14 protein-coding genes and 2 pseudogenes are annotated in these 17,481 nt (G+C 70.1%); 4 read left to right on the top strand and 12 right to left on the bottom strand.

Translation table 11 applies throughout. The features are described 5' to 3' along the window. Positions 1-4: 4 nt before the first annotated feature. Positions 5-217, bottom strand: a complete 213-nt coding sequence (locus tag OH809_RS18055; RefSeq protein ID WP_406421449.1) for a hypothetical protein — start codon at positions 215-217, stop codon at positions 5-7. A gap of 8 nt (positions 218-225) precedes the next feature. On the opposite strand from OH809_RS18055, the pseudogene OH809_RS18050 reads away from it, so the two are divergent. Then, positions 226-720: pseudogene (locus tag OH809_RS18050) on the top strand (CGNR zinc finger domain-containing protein); the annotation flags it as partial. Positions 721-1,076: 356 nt separating this feature from the next. Further along, on the top strand, positions 1,077-1,901 hold the full coding sequence (locus OH809_RS18045) for an SAM-dependent methyltransferase (protein WP_406421450.1): 825 nt from the start codon (positions 1,077-1,079) through the stop codon (positions 1,899-1,901). 169 nt (positions 1,902-2,070) lie between these two features. On the opposite strand, the gene OH809_RS18040 is transcribed toward OH809_RS18045, so the two are convergent. The 3 genes from OH809_RS18040 to OH809_RS18030 form a co-directional block, all read right to left on the bottom strand. Then, positions 2,071-2,280, bottom strand: coding sequence for a hypothetical protein (locus tag OH809_RS18040; RefSeq protein ID WP_406421451.1), 210 nt, complete (start codon positions 2,278-2,280; stop codon positions 2,071-2,073). 90 nt (positions 2,281-2,370) lie between these two features. Beyond that, positions 2,371-3,930: an FAD-dependent monooxygenase gene (locus OH809_RS18035; protein WP_406515313.1), complete on the bottom strand. Its 1,560-nt coding sequence runs from the start codon at positions 3,928-3,930 to the stop codon at positions 2,371-2,373. A 72-nt stretch (positions 3,931-4,002) separates the two neighbouring features. After that, a complete protein-coding gene (locus OH809_RS18030; protein WP_406421453.1) occupies positions 4,003-4,452 on the bottom strand; it encodes a winged helix-turn-helix transcriptional regulator in 450 nt (149 codons plus the stop codon). Between the two features lie 104 nt (positions 4,453-4,556). Between OH809_RS18030 and OH809_RS18025 the strand changes: the two are divergent. Then, positions 4,557-5,936, top strand: a pseudogene (locus OH809_RS18025) (MFS transporter); the annotation flags it as partial. Here the strand turns inward: OH809_RS18025 and rarD are convergent. Together rarD and OH809_RS18015 are read right to left on the bottom strand one after the other, a co-directional pair. After that, positions 5,896-6,900, bottom strand: a complete 1,005-nt coding sequence (gene rarD, locus OH809_RS18020; RefSeq protein WP_406421454.1) for an EamA family transporter RarD — start codon at positions 6,898-6,900, stop codon at positions 5,896-5,898. The pseudogene OH809_RS18025 and the gene rarD sit on opposite strands and share 41 nt — an antisense overlap. A gap of 129 nt (positions 6,901-7,029) precedes the next feature. Further along, entirely contained in the window at positions 7,030-7,890 is an 861-nt protein-coding gene (locus OH809_RS18015; protein WP_406421455.1) for an SDR family oxidoreductase, read from the bottom strand. Between the two features lie 110 nt (positions 7,891-8,000). Here OH809_RS18015 and OH809_RS18010 point away from each other — a divergent pair, with 110 nt between their 5' ends. After that, positions 8,001-8,384: a winged helix-turn-helix transcriptional regulator gene (locus OH809_RS18010; protein WP_406421456.1), complete on the top strand. Its 384-nt coding sequence runs from the start codon at positions 8,001-8,003 to the stop codon at positions 8,382-8,384. On the opposite strand, the gene OH809_RS18005 is transcribed toward OH809_RS18010, so the two are convergent. The 6 genes from OH809_RS18005 to OH809_RS17980 form a co-directional block, all read right to left on the bottom strand. Beyond that, complete coding sequence (locus tag OH809_RS18005; RefSeq protein ID WP_406421457.1) at positions 8,372-10,327, bottom strand: APC family permease; 1,956 nt, start codon at positions 10,325-10,327, stop codon at positions 8,372-8,374. The two genes, OH809_RS18010 and OH809_RS18005, sit on opposite strands and share 13 nt — an antisense overlap. A gap of 152 nt (positions 10,328-10,479) precedes the next feature. Continuing rightward, complete coding sequence (locus OH809_RS18000; protein ID WP_366137087.1) at positions 10,480-11,559, bottom strand: 2-oxoacid:ferredoxin oxidoreductase subunit beta; 1,080 nt, start codon at positions 11,557-11,559, stop codon at positions 10,480-10,482. Continuing rightward, positions 11,552-13,525 carry a 2-oxoacid:acceptor oxidoreductase subunit alpha gene (locus OH809_RS17995; protein WP_406421458.1) on the bottom strand — a complete coding sequence of 658 codons (1,974 nt, stop codon included), beginning with the start codon at positions 13,523-13,525 and terminating at the stop codon, positions 11,552-11,554. The genes OH809_RS18000 and OH809_RS17995 overlap by 8 nt, the downstream gene beginning before the upstream one ends. Positions 13,526-13,784: 259 nt before the next feature. Then, positions 13,785-14,444: a response regulator transcription factor gene (locus OH809_RS17990; protein WP_037693221.1), complete on the bottom strand. Its 660-nt coding sequence runs from the start codon at positions 14,442-14,444 to the stop codon at positions 13,785-13,787. 205 nt (positions 14,445-14,649) lie between these two features. Beyond that, positions 14,650-16,005 (bottom strand): sensor histidine kinase, encoded by a 1,356-nt coding sequence (locus tag OH809_RS17985; RefSeq protein ID WP_406421459.1) that lies wholly within the window; start codon positions 16,003-16,005, stop codon positions 14,650-14,652. A gap of 247 nt (positions 16,006-16,252) precedes the next feature. Then, positions 16,253-17,452: a sensor histidine kinase gene (locus OH809_RS17980; RefSeq protein ID WP_406421460.1), complete on the bottom strand. Its 1,200-nt coding sequence runs from the start codon at positions 17,450-17,452 to the stop codon at positions 16,253-16,255. Positions 17,453-17,481 lie beyond the last annotated feature (29 nt).

The following is a 17,481-nucleotide window of genomic DNA, read 5'->3' as shown; positions in this document are numbered from 1 at the left end:
GAAGTCAGCAGGTGAAGTTGTCAGCTGCGCGGGTGGGTTCCCAGACCGCGCAGTCGTGCGCGAAGGGCACACGTCGCGGGTCGGCCTCCCACAGGCGTATGTAGTCGGCGCGGCTCTTCTTCGGCTCCGAACGCACGGTCACCCCGGTGTCCGGCGTCGCGACGTACTGGACGGCTGCGGCGCCGCCGGCGAGTGCTGTACCGGCGAGGAACGCCACGGGATACGCGGTACGAGGCGCTGCACACGCCCGCCGATCTGGTGCGGTGGGCGGGGAAGAGCCGGTTGGCGTCCGGACTGGATCTCGCGGATCTCGCTGTGAGCGATGGTGAACTGGCCCGCGCTCATGAACTCCGCGCCGCACTCTGGCGGTTGACCACGGCCCTGGCGGACCGGCAGGCGGCGGACCTGGCGGACATCGAGGTCGTGAATGCCGTGGCCGCCGCACCGCCGCTCGTGCCCCGTATTGCCGCCGGGTCCCGCAGGGAGTGGGCGCCCGGGGCCACCGGCAGCGCACTCCTGTCGACCGTCGCCCGCGATGCGGTGGAGCTCTTTACCGGGCCGTACGCCCACCGAATCCGCGAATGCGGCGCCCACAACTGCCTGTTGCTGTTCGTCGACACCTCGCGTCCCGGCAAGCGGCGTTGGTGCGCGATGGAGCGGTGCGGAAACCGTCAGAAGGTACGCGCGCACCGCGCCCGCCATCTCGAAGGGGGCGTGTGATGCCCACAGGGGGTTCGGGCCAGGTTTCGGCGTCGAGCGACCCCCGCTTCGACGTGCTGATACACGCGCTGCCTCCTGGCGCACCTCCTCCAGCCGGCGCTGCCGGTCTATGAGCCGTTGGCGTTCCTGCTGCCGTGCCTGACCGATGAGCGTGAGCTACGCCCCTCCCGCACCACCCAGCATGCCGATAGCTACGCCGGTCACTGCCGCCAGTCCTGGGTCCATGCGCTGGTGATACCCGCCAAAGCCCCACCCATGACGTGAACTTGGGACGGCCGGAAGCATGCGCACAGAGCTGCGGGAACGTCTAGGTTGGTGAGTGATCGCCTGATCAACGACCCGCAGGAGGCACCCCCGTGTCAGACCGTGACCCCAGACTCGAATCCGCCGCGGAGATACGCGCACGGATCGACACGAGTACGCCGCACTCCGCGCGCTTCTGGAACTACTTCGTGGGCGGCAAGGACAACTACGAGAAGGACCGTGAGCTCGGAGACCACATCAAGGAGATCTTCCCCGGACTCGTCGACGTAGCACTCACGAGCCGTCACTTCCTCGGGCGCGCGGTCCGGCATCTGGCCGGGGAGCAGGGCATCCGTCAGTTCCTGGACATTGGAACCGGTTTGCCGACGGCCGACAACACCCATGAGGTCGCCCAGCGGGTCGCACCGGATGCGCGGATCGTGTATGTCGACAACGATCCGCTGGTACTGGCCCATGCCCGCGCGCTGCTCACCAGCACGCCTGAGGGAGAAACGGCGTATCTCGACGCCAACCTGTATGAGCCCGAGGCCGTCTTGAAGGCCGCCGCGAAGACGCTTGATTTCTCTCAGCCGGTTGCCCTCATGATTCTCAATACTCTTGGCCACGTCGCCGATTACGACCAGGCCAGAGCTCTCATATCCCAACTTATGGCAGGCCTGCCGTCCGGCAGTTACCTGGTCATCAGCGACTCCACCTCCACCAGCGCAGGCATGATCGCAGCGTCGGAGGCGTACAACTCCAGCGGAGCGATCCCCTACTACGTGCGCAGCATCGAAGAGATCACCGGATACTTCGACGGCCTCGACCTGGTCGACCCCGGAATCGCCCAGGTCACGCAGTGGCGCCCTGAACCTGGCAGTGCGTCTGGCACCTCGACGTCAGTCGATGCCTACAGCGGGGTGGGCCGCAAGCCGTAGCGGCACATTGAACAGCTCGAACAGGCGGCCCCGTGCCCCGTCCCCACGTCGCGGCACGGGCCGTCCGGTGCTGTTGCCCGCCGGCGGGTGCGCACCGGCAGCGTGTGAGGGACCGGGTGGCCGCCGCGCCGGGCTGAGCCCGGCCGCGGGGAGCTGTCACCGGCGTGGCTCATCGGGGTGTTGCCCGGGTGGACGTCGGCCGGGCGATTTGCTGGACCCCCGGAGTCGGGTTTCCGTTGGCGGGATTGCCCTGGAGGCGGAACAGGGGTCCGGCCGGGCTGAGTCCGGAAGGGTGCACCGCCTGTGCGGTGTCGTCGGCGCGTGCGGTGGGTGTGGCCGCGCAGATGACGGCGGAGACGGCCACGGTGGCGGTCGCCACGCGCAGGAGCGTGCGGGAGTGTCTCTCGAAGTGCCGGGTTCGGGTCATAGGTGTTAGAGAAATGTAAGCAGACGGTATGACCGCGCTTCCTCATCGGGACACGCGCCGTGATCGCCCCAATGCCGTACGGTCCAGGTGATCCGCGACGGCTCCGTGGTCCGTGGCCCGCGCGATCAGCGCCACATAATTGTCGGGGCGGACCAGGACGAGGACGTCCTCGGTGATCCCGTACGCCGAGCGGGCGTACCCCTCGTCGTCGGTGAGGCCCTCGTGGCCACCGCCGTCCACCGCGTGCACGCGCACCACGTCGCCGTACTCCGCCGCCACCTCCCGCAGCGCCTCCGCCGCGCCCGCACCGAAGCCCAGCAGCGTGAAGTGCGGCCCGGCGAACGTCTCGAACAGGCGGACCCGCGTCCCCGTCCCCGCGTCGCGACACGGGGCGTCCGGGGCGCGGTCGCCCGCCCGCAGCCGGGCGCGGGGACCGTCGGCCGCTCCGTCCCGGGCGAGCGAGCTCCAGCGGTAGTTCCCGTCCAGCCCCATGGTCTCCGCGGCGTTCGCCGCGTCCAGTCCGCCGCCCGGCTTCTTGATCGCCTCCAGGGTGACCCGCAGCCGGTCGGAGGTGAGGTCGAGGGTCCGGGCGGCGACGGGCAGCCGCTCCTCCTCGTACGTGTCGAGCAGGCCCGTACCCGCCTGTCCGGTCGCCACGAGGGCGAGCTTCCAGCCCAGGTTGAACGCGTCCTGGATGCCGGTGTTCATGCCCAGCCCGCCCGCGATCGCGTGCACATGCGCGGCGTCGCCCGCGAGGAGGACGCGCCCCACCCGGTAGCGGCCGGCCAGGCGCTCGTTGACCCGGTACGTCGACAGCAGGGTGGCGTTCGACAGGCGGGTGCCCGGGAGGCCGGAATGCTTGGCGAAGAGCCGTCGGAAGCCTTCCTGCGAGGGCGGTACGGGGGCCCCGGCGGCGTCCGTCTCGGGCCCGGCCTGGAACCACCAGCCCGACCGGGTACCCGGGATCGGACACAGCATCACGGCGCCGTCCTCGTCGAACCACTGGTGCCAGATCCCGCGGTCGAGACCCTCCACCTCGACATCGCCGCAGACCATCATCTGCTCCTGCGTCGTCCGCCCCTCGAACGAGACCCCGAGCAGCTTGCGCACCGCACTGTGGGCGCCGTCGCAGCCCACCACGTAGGCCGTCCGGGTCTCGCTGCCGTCGGCGAAGGTGACGGTCACCGAAGCGTCCGCCTCCACCAGCCCCGTTACCTCGGCGCCCAGTTCGACACGTACCCCGTACTCCGCGAGCCGGGCCCGCAGGATCTCCTCCAGCCGCCACTGGGCGATGAGCCACGAGCGGTCGTACGGGGCGTCCGGCGTCGGCACCGCCCCCTCGAACGGGTCGGCGTCGGCGATCGCCAGTCCGCCCCGGTACTTGCGCATCGGCAGCGGCGCCGAGCCCGCTGCCAGGACCTCGTCGACCACGCCGAGATCCTCAAGTACCTCGAGGGAGCGGGGATTGGGGCCTTTCGCCCGCGAACTGCGCGGGAAATCGGGGGACTTGTCGACGATCCGTACGGCGATGTCGCGCCGGGCGAGATCGCACGCCAGGGCCAGTCCGGTCGGTCCGGCCCCCACGATGAGTACGTCGGTCATGCCTGCTCCTCGGGTACGGCTCCACTGCCCCCAGGTAAACGTAACCGAGTTAAAAAAGCAACTAGGTAATGATCAATGTGTGTCCGCGGCCGCGCGGGCGTCGTAGTCCGCGCGCGCCACCGCGATCTCGCCCTGATGCTCCTCGGTCCAGGTGACGAGCGCCCGGATCGTGGTGTGCAGCGTGCCACCGAGCGGCGTCAGCTCGTACTCCACGCGGGGCGGTACCACGGCGTGGACCGTCCGCTCGACCAGGCCGTCGCGTTCCAGCTGGCGAAGCGTGACGGTCAGCATCCGCTGGCTGATGCCGTCGATCTCGCGACGCAACTGGGTGAAGCGGAGCTTGCGGCGGTCGAGCAGGGCGATGACCAGGAGCGACCACTTGTCGGCGACCCGGTCCAGGATCTGCCGTACCTCGCAGCCCTCGCGGGTGTCCCACTGGAACGGATCGGGGTCGCCGACGAGGGCCGCGTCGTCAACGGTGCCTCCGAGGTGACTCGGTGACTTCGAAGTGCCTTCTTCCATGGCAGTCGATGCTGGCGCACGATGCCAGTGGTTACAAGAGGGAACCGACCCGCCTTCGAGTAACTCCCCATGCCCGCCTCGTCAAGGAGACACCTGTGTCCACCATGCCCGCACGCGCCCGGGCCCTGCTCCTCGTCCTCTGCGGCACGATCTTCCTGGAGGGCATCGATGTCGCCATGCTCGCCGTCGCGGTGCCCTCGATCAGATCCGATCTCTCCCTGCCGACCAGTACCGCCGCCTGGGTGATGAGTGCCTACGTCCTCGGCTACGCCGGGTTCACCCTGCTCGGTGGACGCGCCGCCGACCTGTTCGGCAGACGCCGGATGTTCCTCGTCTGGATCTCCGTCTTCCTGGTCTTCTCCGGGCTCGGAGGCTTCGCCGACCGGGGCTGGATGCTGATCGTCGCCCGCTTCGTCACCGGGGTGGCCGCCGCGTTCATGACGCCCGCCGCCATGGCGCTCATCACCACCTCGTACGAGGAGGGGCCGCAGCGCAACAAGGCGCTGCTGGTCTTCGCGGGTACCGCGGCGGGCGGCTTCTCGCTCGGTCTCGTCATCGGCGGGCTGCTCACCCAGTTCGGCTGGCGGTGGGTGTTCTTCGCGCCCGTCCTGTTGGCCGGCAGCATCCTGATCGCCGCGCTCCGCACCGTCCCCGCGGAGGCGCGCCCGGTCCGCGCCGGCGGCTTCGACCTGCCGGGTGCCGCCGCGGCCGCCGGAGCGATGCTGCTGCTCGCGTACGGGATCGTGCGCCTGGAACACGGGACGACGGACTGGGCGTGGACCGCCGGGGCCTTCGCCGCGGGACTTCTCCTGATCGCGGTCTTCGTCCTGATCGAACGCAGCTCGCCCGCCCCGCTGGTCCGGCTCTCCCTGCTGCGCAGGGCCTCGACGGTCCGGGCCGATCTCGGCGCCCTGCTCTTCGTGGGGTCCTTCTTCGGGTTCCAGTTCGTGGTGACGCTGTACCTCCAGGAGCTGCGCGGCTGGTCCTCCCTGCAGACCGCCCTCGCCTTGGTGGTGATGGGCGCCGACGCGGTCATCGCGCCGACGCTCACCCCGCGGCTGGTGAACCGTTACGGCAACGCGCGCGTCATCCTCGGCGGATTCGTCGTCGCCATCGTCTCGTACGGACTCTTCCTGAGGGTCGGGCCGGACTGGTCGTACGCGGCGATGTTTCCGACGCTGCTCCTCACCGGCATCGCCTTCGCCCTGGCCTACGGTCCGCTGACGATCGCGGCGACCGACGGCGTACCGGACAGCGAGCAGGGGCTGGCCGGCGGCCTGCTCCACACCTCGACCCAGTTCGGCTCGGCGGTCGGCATCTCCGCGGTGACAGCCGTGTACGGGCTCGCGTCGGCAGGCGCGGACGGCACGCCCGGAGCCACCCTGGAGGCCTTCCGCGCGGCTCTCGTCGTGCCGGTGACGATGGTGACGCTGGGCGCGCTGGTCACTGCTCTCGGGCTGCGTACGAGGAGGAGTCCGCGCCGTCCGCGGGAGGCCGCGACGGTGCCGTCGGAGTCGGCGCCGTTCTCGAAGCCGTCGCCGCAAGCCGCGCGGCCTGCGCCCTCGTCCGCCGCGCCGTCCGGAACGCGTCCCACGTCAGCAGCGTGAGCGCCAGCCACACCAGCGCGAACCCGGCCCACCGCTCAGGCGGCATCGCCTCGTGGAAGTAGAGGATGCCGAGGATGAACTGGAAGACCGGCGCCAGGTACTGCAGCAGGCCCAGCGTCGAGAGGGGGACGCGGATCGCCGCCGCACCGAAGAGGACCAGTGGCGTGGCCGTCACGACACCCGTCGCGGCGAGCAGCGCCGCATGGCCGGCGCCTTCGGAGGCGAACGTCGCGTCGCCCTGCGCGCCGAGCCACAGCAGGTAGCCGAGCGCGGGCAGGAACAGCACCGCGGTCTCGGCGGTGAGCGACTCCAGGCCGCCCATGTTGACCTTCTTCTTCACCAGGCCGTACGTCGCGAAGGAGAACGCCAGCGTCAACGAGATCCACGGTGGACTTGCGTAACCGATCGCCAGCACAAGCACGGCCGCGACGCCCGTGCCGACCGCCACCCACTGCACGGGGCGCAGTCGCTCACCGAGGAGCAGGACGCCCATGGCGATGGTGACCAGGGGGTTGATGAAGTAGCCGAGCGATGCCTCGACGACGTGGCCGTTGTTCACGGCCCAGATGTACAGACCCCAGTTGACGGTGATCACGGCCGCGGCGACCGTGATCAGCCCCAGTTTTTTCGGCCGGCGTATCAGCTCGCCGATCCACGCCCAGCGGCGCAGCGCGAGCAGCGCGATGCCGACGACGGCGAGCGACCAGACCATGCGGTGGGCCAGGATCTCGATGGCGCCGGACGGCTTCAGCAGCGGCCAGAAGAGCGGGACGATTCCCCACAGACCATAGGCGCCGATGCCGGACAGCAAGCCTGCCCGCTGTTCATTTGTCCCCTTCACGGGCCCTCCCGGCATCCCTCGCGTCAACTGCTCCGTCGACTGCATGACGGTAGCGCCGGGAGGGCCCGGTGTCATAGCCGTATCGCCATACGGTCATGACACGGGGCCCGTCCGGTCCGGAGGAAGGGCTCAGCCGGCGGCGACCGCGGCGGCCACCGTCTCGGCCATCGGCGTCGTTGGGCGGCCGATCAGACGGGCCAGGTCGCCGCTCGTACCGGCGAGCAGGCCACGCGCGATCGCCTCGTCGACGTCGACGAGGATCGCGGCGAAGCCCTCGGGCAGACCGGCGCCGACCAGGATCTCCTGGTGCACGGCGGCCGGGACGTTGTTGTACGCGATCTCCTTGCCGGTGGCCTTCGCCACCTCGGCCGCGTACTCGGCGAACGACCAGGCGACGTCGCCGCTCAGCTCGTAGGCCTTGCCGAGGTGGCCCTCGCCGGTCAGTACGGCGGCCGCGGCGGCCGCGTAGTCGGCGCGAGTGGCGGAGGCGACCCGGCCGTCGCCCGCGTTGGAGACGACGGCGCCGTGCTCCAGGACCGGGGCGAGGTTCGCCGTGTAGTTCTCCGTGTACCAGCCGTTGCGCAGGAAGGTGTACGGCAGGCCCGAGTCGAGGATCAGCTGCTCGGTGACCTTGTGCTCGGCGGCCAGCTGGAAGTCGGCGTCCGGGCCGCCCAGCACCCCGGTGTACGCGAGCTGCGCGACGCCGGCTGCCTTCGCCGCGTCGATGACCGCCGTGTGCTGCGGTACGCGCCTGCCGACCTCGCTGCCGGAGATGAGCAGGACCCGGTCCCCGGCCCTGAAGACGCCGGTGAGGGTCTCCGGGCGGTCGTAGTCGGCGACCCGGAGCTCGACGCCGCGGGCGGCGAGGCCGGCGGCCTTCTCCTTGTTGCGGACAACGGCGGCGATCCCGCTCGCGGGCACGGTCTCCAGCAGCCGGTCGACGACGAGACTGCCGAGCTCTCCGGTGGCTCCGGTGACGACGATGCTCATGGGGGGTTTCTCCTCTTTGGGTGCTCTGGTCCTTGTTTGCGCTCTCTGCTGCTCACCCTACGGGATGCACTAACCAAGAGAAAGTACCCACTCTGAAGTAAGGTACTGGTATGAGCGTAAGCAAGGTGCCCGATGTGAACCGGCAGATGTGCCCCTCCCGCCTGGTGCTCGAACACGTCACCAGCCGCTGGGGCGTCCTCGTCCTCGCCGCTCTGCTGGAGCGCTCGTACCGCTTCAGCGAGCTGCGCCGCGAGGTCGGCGGCGTCAGCGAGAAGATGCTGGCCCAGACCCTCCAGACGCTGGAGCGCGACGGCTTCGTGCACCGGGATGCCAAGCCGGTGATCCCGCCGCGGGTGGACTACACGCTCACCGAGCTGGGCAAGGAGGCCGCCGAGCAGGTGTGGGGGCTGGCGCGCTGGACGGAGCGGCGTGTCGACGCCGTACACGCCGCCCGCGAGTCGTACGACGCCCGGAAGCAGGCTCAGTCCGGCTGAGGCGCCCGCCCCTCCTCCAGCTCCCGCAGCGCCCGCGAGACATCGAACGGCAGGATCGTCACCGCCACGTGCGGCAGCTGGACCAGCGCCTTCGCCATCGCCTCGCCGGTGCCCCGGTGCAGCATCTTCCCGAGCGCGTTCGAGTACAGCCGCCGCGGCACCAGTACCGTCAGTGACGTCTCCCCGTCCGCCGTGGTGCGGGTCGCGAGCTCCCGCATCGCCTGGCGCAGCCGCCGGTCGGGGCAGGCCACCAGCTCCAGCGACACAGAGGTCGCGGCCGTCGCCTCCCAGCGGGCGGCCAGCCGCCTGCCGTGCGCCTCGTCGATCGCGAAGTGCACCGCCCGGATCTCGTCCGGGCGCAGCTCATGGGCGTACCGCAGTGCCTTCAGCGTCGCCAGGTCCAGCGTCTCGACGAGGACGAACACCAGATGGCGCCGGACCCGCGGCCGGTCGGCGCCCGGTGCCTGGAGGCTCTGCAGTGCGGCGGCCTCGCGCCGGTACTCGCGGTTGATCCGCATCAACGCCCAGACGCCGAGCGGAAAGACGATCACGACCAGCCAGGCGCCCTCGGTGAACTTGGTGACCGCGAAGATCAGCACCACGGCCGCCGAGATGACCGCGGCCAGCCCATTGACCGCGATCTTCAGCCGGCGGTACCGCTCGCGGCGGCGCAGGTGGTACGCGGTGAGCCCGGCCCCCGCCATGGTGAACGCGGTGAACACGCCGATCGCGTACAGCGCCACCAGCTTGTCCACGCTGGCGCCCGTGACCAGCAGCAGCGCCAGCGAGACGACGGTGAGCGCGATGATCCCGTTGGAGAACGCCAGCCGGTGCCCGCGCCGGGTCAGCACCCGCGGCAGGAAACGGTCCTTGGCGACAAAACTGGCCAGGAACGGGAAGCCGGTGAAGGGCGTGTTGGCGCCCGTGTAGAGGACCAGCGCGGTCGCCAGCTGGACGAAGACCAGCCCGGCCGTCCCCGCCGGGCCGGCACCGAAGGCGAGATGAGCCTCCTGCGCGATGACGGTCGGCGTGCCGTCGGTGTACGGGACGGCATGCGTGAAGTGCGCCAGCGTGGAGACGCCGAGGACGAGGACGCCGAGTACACAGCTCATCACGATGAGGGTGCGGCGGGCGTTGCGGCCCTGCGGTTCACGGAACGCGGAGATGCCGTTGGAGATCGCTTCGAGTCCGGTGAGCGACGAGCCGCCGTTGGCGAAGGAGCGCAGCACGATGAAGAGCGAGGCGCCGTACGCCCAGCCGCTGCCCGGCGTGCCCAGCGGAACCACCCCGGCGGCATGCAGATCGGCGTGCGGCAGCCCGACCGTCAGCCCGCGCACCGCGGCGACGAGCAGCACCAGACCGACCGCGGCCATGAACAGGTAGGCGGGCAGCGCGAAGGTCCGGCCCGCCTCGCGGATGCCGCGCAGATTCCCGTACGCGAGCAGCGCGATCACCGCGACGGAGACCGGCAGCTGGAGATGGTCCAGGCCGGTCCAGCGGCCCCCGGCCAGATGGGCTAGGGAGATGAGGGCGTTCGTGCCGGCCGACACCTGGACGGCGACGGTCACGATGTAGTCGACGAGCAGCGCCACGGCGGCGATCTGTGCGACGTTCGGCCCGAAGTTCTCCCGGGCGACGACATACGAGCCGCCCGCCCGCGTGTAGATCATGACGACATCGCTGTAGCAGAGCGTCAGAAGCAGCAGGACCAGCAGGATCGCGCCGGTCACCGGCATGAGGAGGGTGAAGGCAGCCGCCCCGACGACGGGCACGAGGACCCGGAGCATCTCCTCGGAGCCGTACGCGGACGAACTGATGCAGTCCGAGGCGAGCACCCCGAGCGCCGTCCGGTTGCTCAGTTTCTCGTCACTGATGCGCTCGGTGGTGAGGGGTTTGCCGAGCAGGTGTCGTTTGATGCGGTACGCGGGACGGTCCAGGGCCATGGGCACATGAGAACGGGTGCCGGGCCGGGAGCGGTGAAGACTCCCCGGCCGGGCACCCGTACGGTGCGCCTCACGACGTCCCAGGGGGCGTCCGGCGGATCATCCGGGGCCGCGAGGAGTGGAACCCGTCCGACCCTGATCCGCCGGCCCTCTCAGCCGACGACCGTCCAGTTGTCGTTGCCCGCGAGCAGCGCGGCCAGATCGCCCTTGCCGTTCTGCTCGACCGCGGTGTCCAGCTGCTCGGCCATCTGTGTGTCGTACACCGGCCGCTCGACGCTGCGCAGCACCCCGATCGGGGTCTGGTGCAGCGTGTGGGGGTCGGCGAGCCGGGACAGCGCGAACGCCGTGGTGGGGCTGGCTGCGTGTGCGTCGTGGACCAGGACCTGCGACTCGTTCTCCGCGGTGACCTCGACGACCTTGAGGTCGCCGGTGGCGGGGTCGCGCACGACGCCCTTGGACTGCCCGGTGCCGAAGCGGATCGGCTGCCCGTGCTCCAGCCGGATCACCGCGTTCTCGGCCTGGTCCTTGTCCTTGAGGACCTCGAAGGCGCCGTCGTTGAAGATGTTGCAGTTCTGGTAGATCTCCACCAGCGCCGTGCCGGGGTGGGCGGCCGCCTCGCGCAGCACGCCGGTGAGGTGCTTGCGGTCGGAGTCCACGGTGCGGGCGACGAACGACGCCTCCGCGCCGAGGGCCAGCGACACCGGGTTGAACGGGGCGTCGAGCGAGCCCATCGGCGTCGACTTGGTGATCTTGCCGACCTCGGACGTGGGGGAGTACTGCCCCTTGGTGAGCCCGTAGATCCGGTTGTTGAACAGCAGGATCTTCAGGTTCACATTGCGTCGCAGCGCGTGGATGAGGTGGTTGCCGCCGATGGACAGTGCGTCGCCGTCGCCCGTGACGACCCAGACGGACAGGTCGCGCCGCGAGGACGCCAGCCCGGTCGCGATGGCCGGGGCCCGGCCGTGGATCGAGTGCATCCCGTACGTGTTCATGTAGTACGGGAACCGGGACGAGCAGCCGATGCCGGAGACGAAGACGATGTTCTCCTTCGCCAGACCGAGCTCGGGCATGAACCCCTGCACGGCGGCGAGGACCGCATAGTCACCGCAACCGGGGCACCAGCGCACTTCCTGATCGGACTTGAAGTCCTTCATGGACTGCTTGGCCTCGGCCTTGGGTACCAGCTGCAGTGCCGGGAGCCCGGTGGGGAGTGCCTGGTCGGTGTTAGGCATCGATGGCCTCCTTGAGAGCTGTGGCGAGCTGCTCGGCCTTGAACGGCATTCCGTTGACCTGGTTGTAACTGCGGGCGTCCACCAGGTACTTCGCCCGGATCAGCGTGGCGAGCTGGCCGAGGTTCATCTCCGGGACGACCACCTTGTCGTAACGCTCCAGCACCTCGCCCAGATTCCGTGGGAAGGGGTTGAGGTGGCGCAGATGGACCTGCGCGATCGACTGCCCCTCCGCCCGCAGCCGGCGGACGGCGGCGGTGATGGGGCCGTACGTGGAACCCCAGCCGAGCACCAGGGTCCGGGCGTCGGAGGGGTCGTCGACCTCCACGTCGGGGACCTCGATGCCGTCGACCTTCGCCTGGCGGGTGCGGACCATGAAGTCGTGGTTCGCGGGGTCGTACGAGATGTTGCCGGTGCCGTCCTGCTTCTCGATGCCGCCGATGCGGTGTTCGAGACCGGGAGTGCCGGGGACGGCCCACGGGCGGGCCAGGGTTTGCTGGTCGCGCTTGTACGGCCAGAAGACCTCGGTGCCGTCGGCCAGCTCATGGTTGGGTCCGGAGGCGAACTGCACGCGCAGGTCGGGGAGTTCGTCGACCTCCGGGATCCGCCACGGCTCGGAGCCGTTGGCGAGATAGCCGTCCGAGAGCAGGAACACCGGCGTGCGGTACGTCAGTGCGATCCGGGCGGCGTCGAGCGCGGCGTCGAAGCAGTCCGCCGGCGTCTTCGGCGCCACGATCGGCACCGGGGCCTCGCCGTTGCGCCCGAACATCGCCTGCAGCAGGTCCGCCTGCTCGGTCTTGGTCGGCAGACCGGTCGACGGGCCGCCGCGCTGGATGTCGATGATGAGCAGCGGCAGTTCGAGCGAGACGGCCAGGCCGATGGTCTCCGACTTCAGCGCCACACCCGGACCGGACGTCGTCGTCACCCCGAGCGAACCGCCGAACGCCGCGCCGAGCGCCGCGCCGATGCCCGCGATCTCGTCCTCCGCCTGGAAGGTGCGGACGCCGAAGTTCTTGTGCTTGCTGAGCTCGTGCAGGATGTCGGAGGCCGGGGTGATCGGGTACGAGCCCAGGTAGAGCGGCAGGTCCGCCTGCCGGCCCGCGGCGATCAGCCCGTACGACAGGGCCAGGTTCCCGGAGATGTTCCGGTACGTACCGGTGGGGAACGCCTGCGTCGCGGGCGCCACCTCGTAGCTGACCGCGAAGTCCTCGGTGGTCTCCCCGAAATTCCAGCCCGCCCGGAACGCTGCCACGTTCGCCTCGGCGATCTGCGGTTTCTTGGCGAACTTCGCCCGAAGGAACGCCTCGGTGCCGTCGGTCGGCCGGTGGTACATCCAGGAGAGCAGCCCGAGCGCGAACATGTTCTTCGAGCGCTCGGCCTCCTTGCGGGAGAGCCCGAACTCCTTCAGCGCCTCGATCGTCAGCGTCGTCAGGGGCACCGGATGGACGTTGTACGCCTGCAGCGAGCCGTCCTCCAGCGGACTGGTCTCGTAGCCCACCTTCGCCATCGGGCGCTTGGTGAACTCGTCCGTGTTGACGATGATTTCGGCGCCGCGCGGCACATCGCCGATGTTCGCCCTCAGTGCCGCGGGGTTCATCGCGACCAGCACGTTCGGGGCGTCGCCCGGCGTGAGGATGTCATGGTCGGCGAAGTGCAACTGGAACGACGAGACGCCCGGCAGGGTGCCTGCTGGGGCCCGGATCTCGGCCGGGAAGTTCGGCAGCGTCGACAGGTCGTTCCCGAACGACGCCGTCTCCGAGGTGAACCGGTCACCCGTGAGCTGCATGCCGTCTCCGGAGTCACCCGCGAAACGGATGATCACCCTGTCCAGGCGGCGGATCTCCTTGTCGTCGACGCCCGCTTTCCCGGAATGGGGGGCGCGTTGCCCCCGGAGAGCAGTCTCACTGGCCTGATCGGCGTCGTTGGCTTCGTCGGCCTGCCCGGCTGGGCTACTGACCTGGCTGGTCACTGAACTGGACCTCCTTCGGGGCGGCGGGGGACCGTCCGGCCCGCCGTCGGTCCCAAGGCCCACCCTACGTCGGTAAGGGTCGCCTTCCCTGGAACGGTCACATGGTGGACGCCGCCATGAGACGCATTTTTGTACCGCTTTGCCATGTTGCGTGAACCCCCCTGGGCTTTCGGTCGACGTGATTCGCTGTCTCTCGGCACTCATCCTTGGGTCCCCGGCCCTCGATCGGCCACAGATGACCTGGCAGCGTGTCAGGTTCTCAGGACTTGAGATAGGTCAGAACGGCCAGCACGCGACGGTGATCCCCGTCACTGGGCGAGAGCCCGAGCTTCAGAAAAATATTACTGACGTGCTTCTCCACCGCGCCGTCGCTCACCACCAGCTGCCTGGCGACCGCGGAGTTCGTCCGCCCCTCCGCCATCAGGCCGAGCACCTCGCGCTCGCGCGGCGTCAGCCCGGCCAGGACGTCCTGCTTACGGCTCCGGCCCAGCAGCTGCGCCACCACCTCAGGGTCCAGCGCCGTACCGCCCTGCGCCACTCGGACCACGGCGTCGACGAACTCACGGACCTCGGCGACCCGGTCCTTCAGCAGATACCCCACCCCCCGGCTGCTGCCGGCCAGCAGCTCGGTCGCGTACTGCTCCTCGACGTACTGCGAAAGGACCAGGACCCCGATGCCGGGATACTCCTTGCGCAGCCGCACCGCCGCCCGTACGCCCTCATCGGTGTGGGTCGGAGGCATCCGCACATCGGCGACGACCACATCCGGCAGCTCGTCCTGCGCGGCGAGATCGCTCACCGTCTTGATCAGTGCCTCGGCGTCCCCCACCCCGGCGACGACGTCATGCCCGAGATCGGTCAGCAGCCGGGTGAGCCCCTCCCGAAGCAGTACCGAGTCCTCGGCGATGACCACCCGCACCCTGTCCTCCACCACGACGCTGTTTCCCCCCGCTGCACTGGTCCGCCGGCCCGCGGCCGACGGAAATCCGTCCCCTGACCCCTCCAGCATCCCAGCATCGGCCCGCCGATGGGGAACTGTGGCGAATGGTTGAGGGCACGGGTGGGGCGAGGGAACGCCCATCAGGGGGTGCGCGGGGTGGGGACAACGGGCCGGTCGGTCCGCCTCAGCCGCGCCACGGGAGCTCGGCCGTGACCCGCGTCGGCCCGCCCACCGGGGAGTCGACGACGAGGATGCCGTCCACCGCGTCCAGCCGCTCGGTCAGACCGGCCAGACCGCTGCCCGCCGACAGGTCCGCGCCACCCCGCCCGTTGTCGGTGACCTGCAGCATCAGCCGGTCGGCCGTACGCCACACATCAACCGTCGCACGCGTCGCGTACGCATGCTTGCTGACGTTCTGCAGCAGCTCGGACACGGTGAAGTACGCAATCCCCTCGATGGCCTGCGCGGGCCGCGACGCCAGGTCCACCTCGACCGTCACCGGGACGGTGCAGCGGGAGGCGATGGCGGAGAGCGCGGCGTCCAGGCCGCGGTCGGTGAGGACGGCGGGATGGATCCCCCGGGCGAGGTCGCGGAGCTCCTGCAGGGCGACCTTCACCTCGCCGTGTGCCTCGTCGACCATGCGGGCGGCGGTCTCGGGGTCCTGCGTCAGTTTCTCCTTCGCGAGACCCAGATCCATCGCGAGGGCGACGAGGCGGGCCTGCGCGCCGTCGTGCAGATCGCGTTCGATGCGCCGCAGGTCGGCGGCGGCGGTGTCCACGACCACACCCCGGTCCGACTCCAGCTCCGAGACGCGCGAGGCCAGCCGGGACGGCCCGAGCAGCCCGTACACCATCACCCGGTCCACGGACGTCAGACCACGGATGATCCACGGGGTGACGAGGACGAGTATCAGACCGAACGCACTGGTCACGGCCAGCTCGAAGGGCGAGTCGAGATAGACGTCGTGCGTGGCGTCGCCGTACAGCTGGATGCCGCCGACCCCCGCGTACGCCGGGAAGACCCACTGCCACAACGGATACGTGAGGGCCGCCCACCCGTTTGCCCAGAACGTCAACGAGACGGTGAACGCGAAGACCGCCCACGGGAAGTGCAGCAGCGCATAGAGAAGGTGCCGCCAGGACGCCCCGCTCTTCAGCACCGCGCCGACCCAGGACATCAGCCCGCCGGTCCTGCCGCGCACCGGCGCCGGATCCGCCACCTGGAGCCTCAGCAGACCCCGCGCCCGGAGCCGCTCCAAGGCACCGATTCCGCGGCACATGGCCAGGGTGCCGGCAAGGAGCGGAATGCCGAGGAACGTGATCAGCAGACCCGCGCTGGCAGAGGTCAGAGTCACCGCGAGGCCGAACACCACCGTACTGATGGGCAGACTCAGCAAGAGATAGCCGAACTCGCGCCAGGCCCTCGCCTCGAACGGCGCGCGCAGCACCGCCGGAACGACGTGCTTCACCGGGGGGTGGTCCTCGGGGCCGGAACCGGACCGCTGAGGGTCGCGAGTGTCCGGTCCGTATGCCGTGGCCATGGTGCCGTCCGTTTCTCTGCTCGGCGGATGGAGTGGTTCTTCTGCGACAGCCCGTACAGGCCGCCACCTCAAGAGTGCTGTCCGGCGGGACCCCTCACCATGAGGCCGGTATCCCTTTTTGACCGGGGGTTTTCCCCACCCCCGACCGCGGCCGGGGCCCCTGCTGCGGAATCGGACCGGAACGGGGAGCCGGGGCCGATGCGCGTACCCGCACCCCGCGAACCCGGCACGATCCGCAGGAAAGGCCCTACGGCCGTCTCGCGACGCCTGCGCCGTCCCCGCCCCGGTCCCGCCAGGGCAGCTCGGCCACGACTGTCGTCGGCCCGCCGACCGGCGAGGTCAGGACGAACAGCCCGTCCACCGCCCCCAGCCGTTCCGCCAGCCCGGACATCCCCGTACCGCCGTCCATCTGCGCCCCGCCCCGGCCGTCGTCACTGACCTGGATCAGCAGCCGTTCCCCCGACCGCCACACCTCGACGGACGCCGAACACGCACCACTGTGCTTGCTGACGTTCTGCAGCAGCTCGGACACGGTGAAGTACGCAATCCCCTCGATCGCCTCCGCAGGGCGCGACGGCAGATCCACTCCCACCGTCACCGGGACGGTGCAGCGGGAGGCGATGGCGGAGAGCGCGGCGTCCAGGCCGCGGTCGGTGAGGACGGCGGGATGGATCCCCCGGGCGAGGTCGCGGAGCTCCTGCAGGGCGACCTTCACCTCGCCGTGTGCCTCGTCGACCATGCGGGCGGCGGCCTCGGGGTCCTGCGTCAGTTTCTCCTTCGCCAGGCCGAGCCCCATGGCGAGGGCGACGAGGCGGGCCTGCGCGCCGTCGTGCAGATCGCGTTCGATGCGCCGCAGGTCGGCGGCGGCGGTGTCCACGACCACACCCCGGTCCGACTCCAGCTCGGCGATCCTGCGCTCCAGCTCGTCCGAGGGCGAGAGCAGCCCCCGCGCCATCGCCCGGTCCGCGTTGGTCAGCAGCCGTGCCGTGAAGGGCAGCACGGGCCACAGGACGAACAGACTCAGCAACGTCACCGTGAACGTGAGCACGCCCCAGGGCAGCCGCACGAAGGAATACAGCACCGCCCGCCAGCCCACCGGATCCTTGAGACTCGACCACAGCCACGGAAGGACGCCGCGGTCACGGCGGCCCAGCGCGGCCGCGCTCGGCTCGTCGATACGCACCCCGAGCAGTGCACGGGCCCGGCCCCGCTCCGCCCTGCCGAGCAGCCGCGCCCCCTGCAGCCCGCCGGCGAGAAGCGGCAGACCCACCACCGTGAGGGAAAGCCCCACGCCGATACCGATCATGAAAACTGTGTAAACAAACCCGGCAACAGCCATCGGCAGGCTGGACAGGAGATAGGAGATCTCCTTCCACGTCCACGGATCCAGTGCGAAGCGGGCGGGCGGCGGCCGGTCGTTGTCGGGCGCCGGGGGGCTCAAGGTCATGCGCCCAGCCTGCCGGGCCGGGCCTGCGC

Origin of the sequence: Streptomyces sp. NBC_00873 (genome assembly GCF_045207415.1) — a bacterium.
Classification (GTDB): Bacteria; Actinomycetota; Actinomycetes; order Streptomycetales; family Streptomycetaceae; genus Streptomyces.
This window is presented reverse-complemented; position numbering and strand designations above follow the sequence as displayed.

Bases quoted from the DNA above. Each gene is read 5' to 3' on its own strand.
- OH809_RS18035 (WP_406515313.1), bottom strand. From the start codon at position 3,930: ATGACCGACGTACTCATCGTGGGGGCCGGACCGACCGGACTGGCCCTG.
- OH809_RS18030 (WP_406421453.1), bottom strand. From the start codon at position 4,452: ATGGAAGAAGGCACTTCGAAGTCACCGAGTCACCTCGGAGGCACCGTT.
- OH809_RS18015 (WP_406421455.1), bottom strand. From the start codon at position 7,890: ATGAGCATCGTCGTCACCGGAGCCACCGGAGAGCTCGGCAGTCTCGTC.
- OH809_RS18010 (WP_406421456.1), top strand. From the start codon at position 8,001: ATGAGCGTAAGCAAGGTGCCCGATGTGAACCGGCAGATGTGCCCCTCC.
- OH809_RS18005 (WP_406421457.1), bottom strand. From the start codon at position 10,327: ATGGCCCTGGACCGTCCCGCGTACCGCATCAAACGACACCTGCTCGGC.
- OH809_RS18000 (WP_366137087.1), bottom strand. From the start codon at position 11,559: ATGCCTAACACCGACCAGGCACTCCCCACCGGGCTCCCGGCACTGCAG.
- OH809_RS17985 (WP_406421459.1), bottom strand. From the start codon at position 16,005: ATGGCCACGGCATACGGACCGGACACTCGCGACCCTCAGCGGTCCGGT.
- OH809_RS17980 (WP_406421460.1), bottom strand. From the start codon at position 17,452: ATGACCTTGAGCCCCCCGGCGCCCGACAACGACCGGCCGCCGCCCGCC.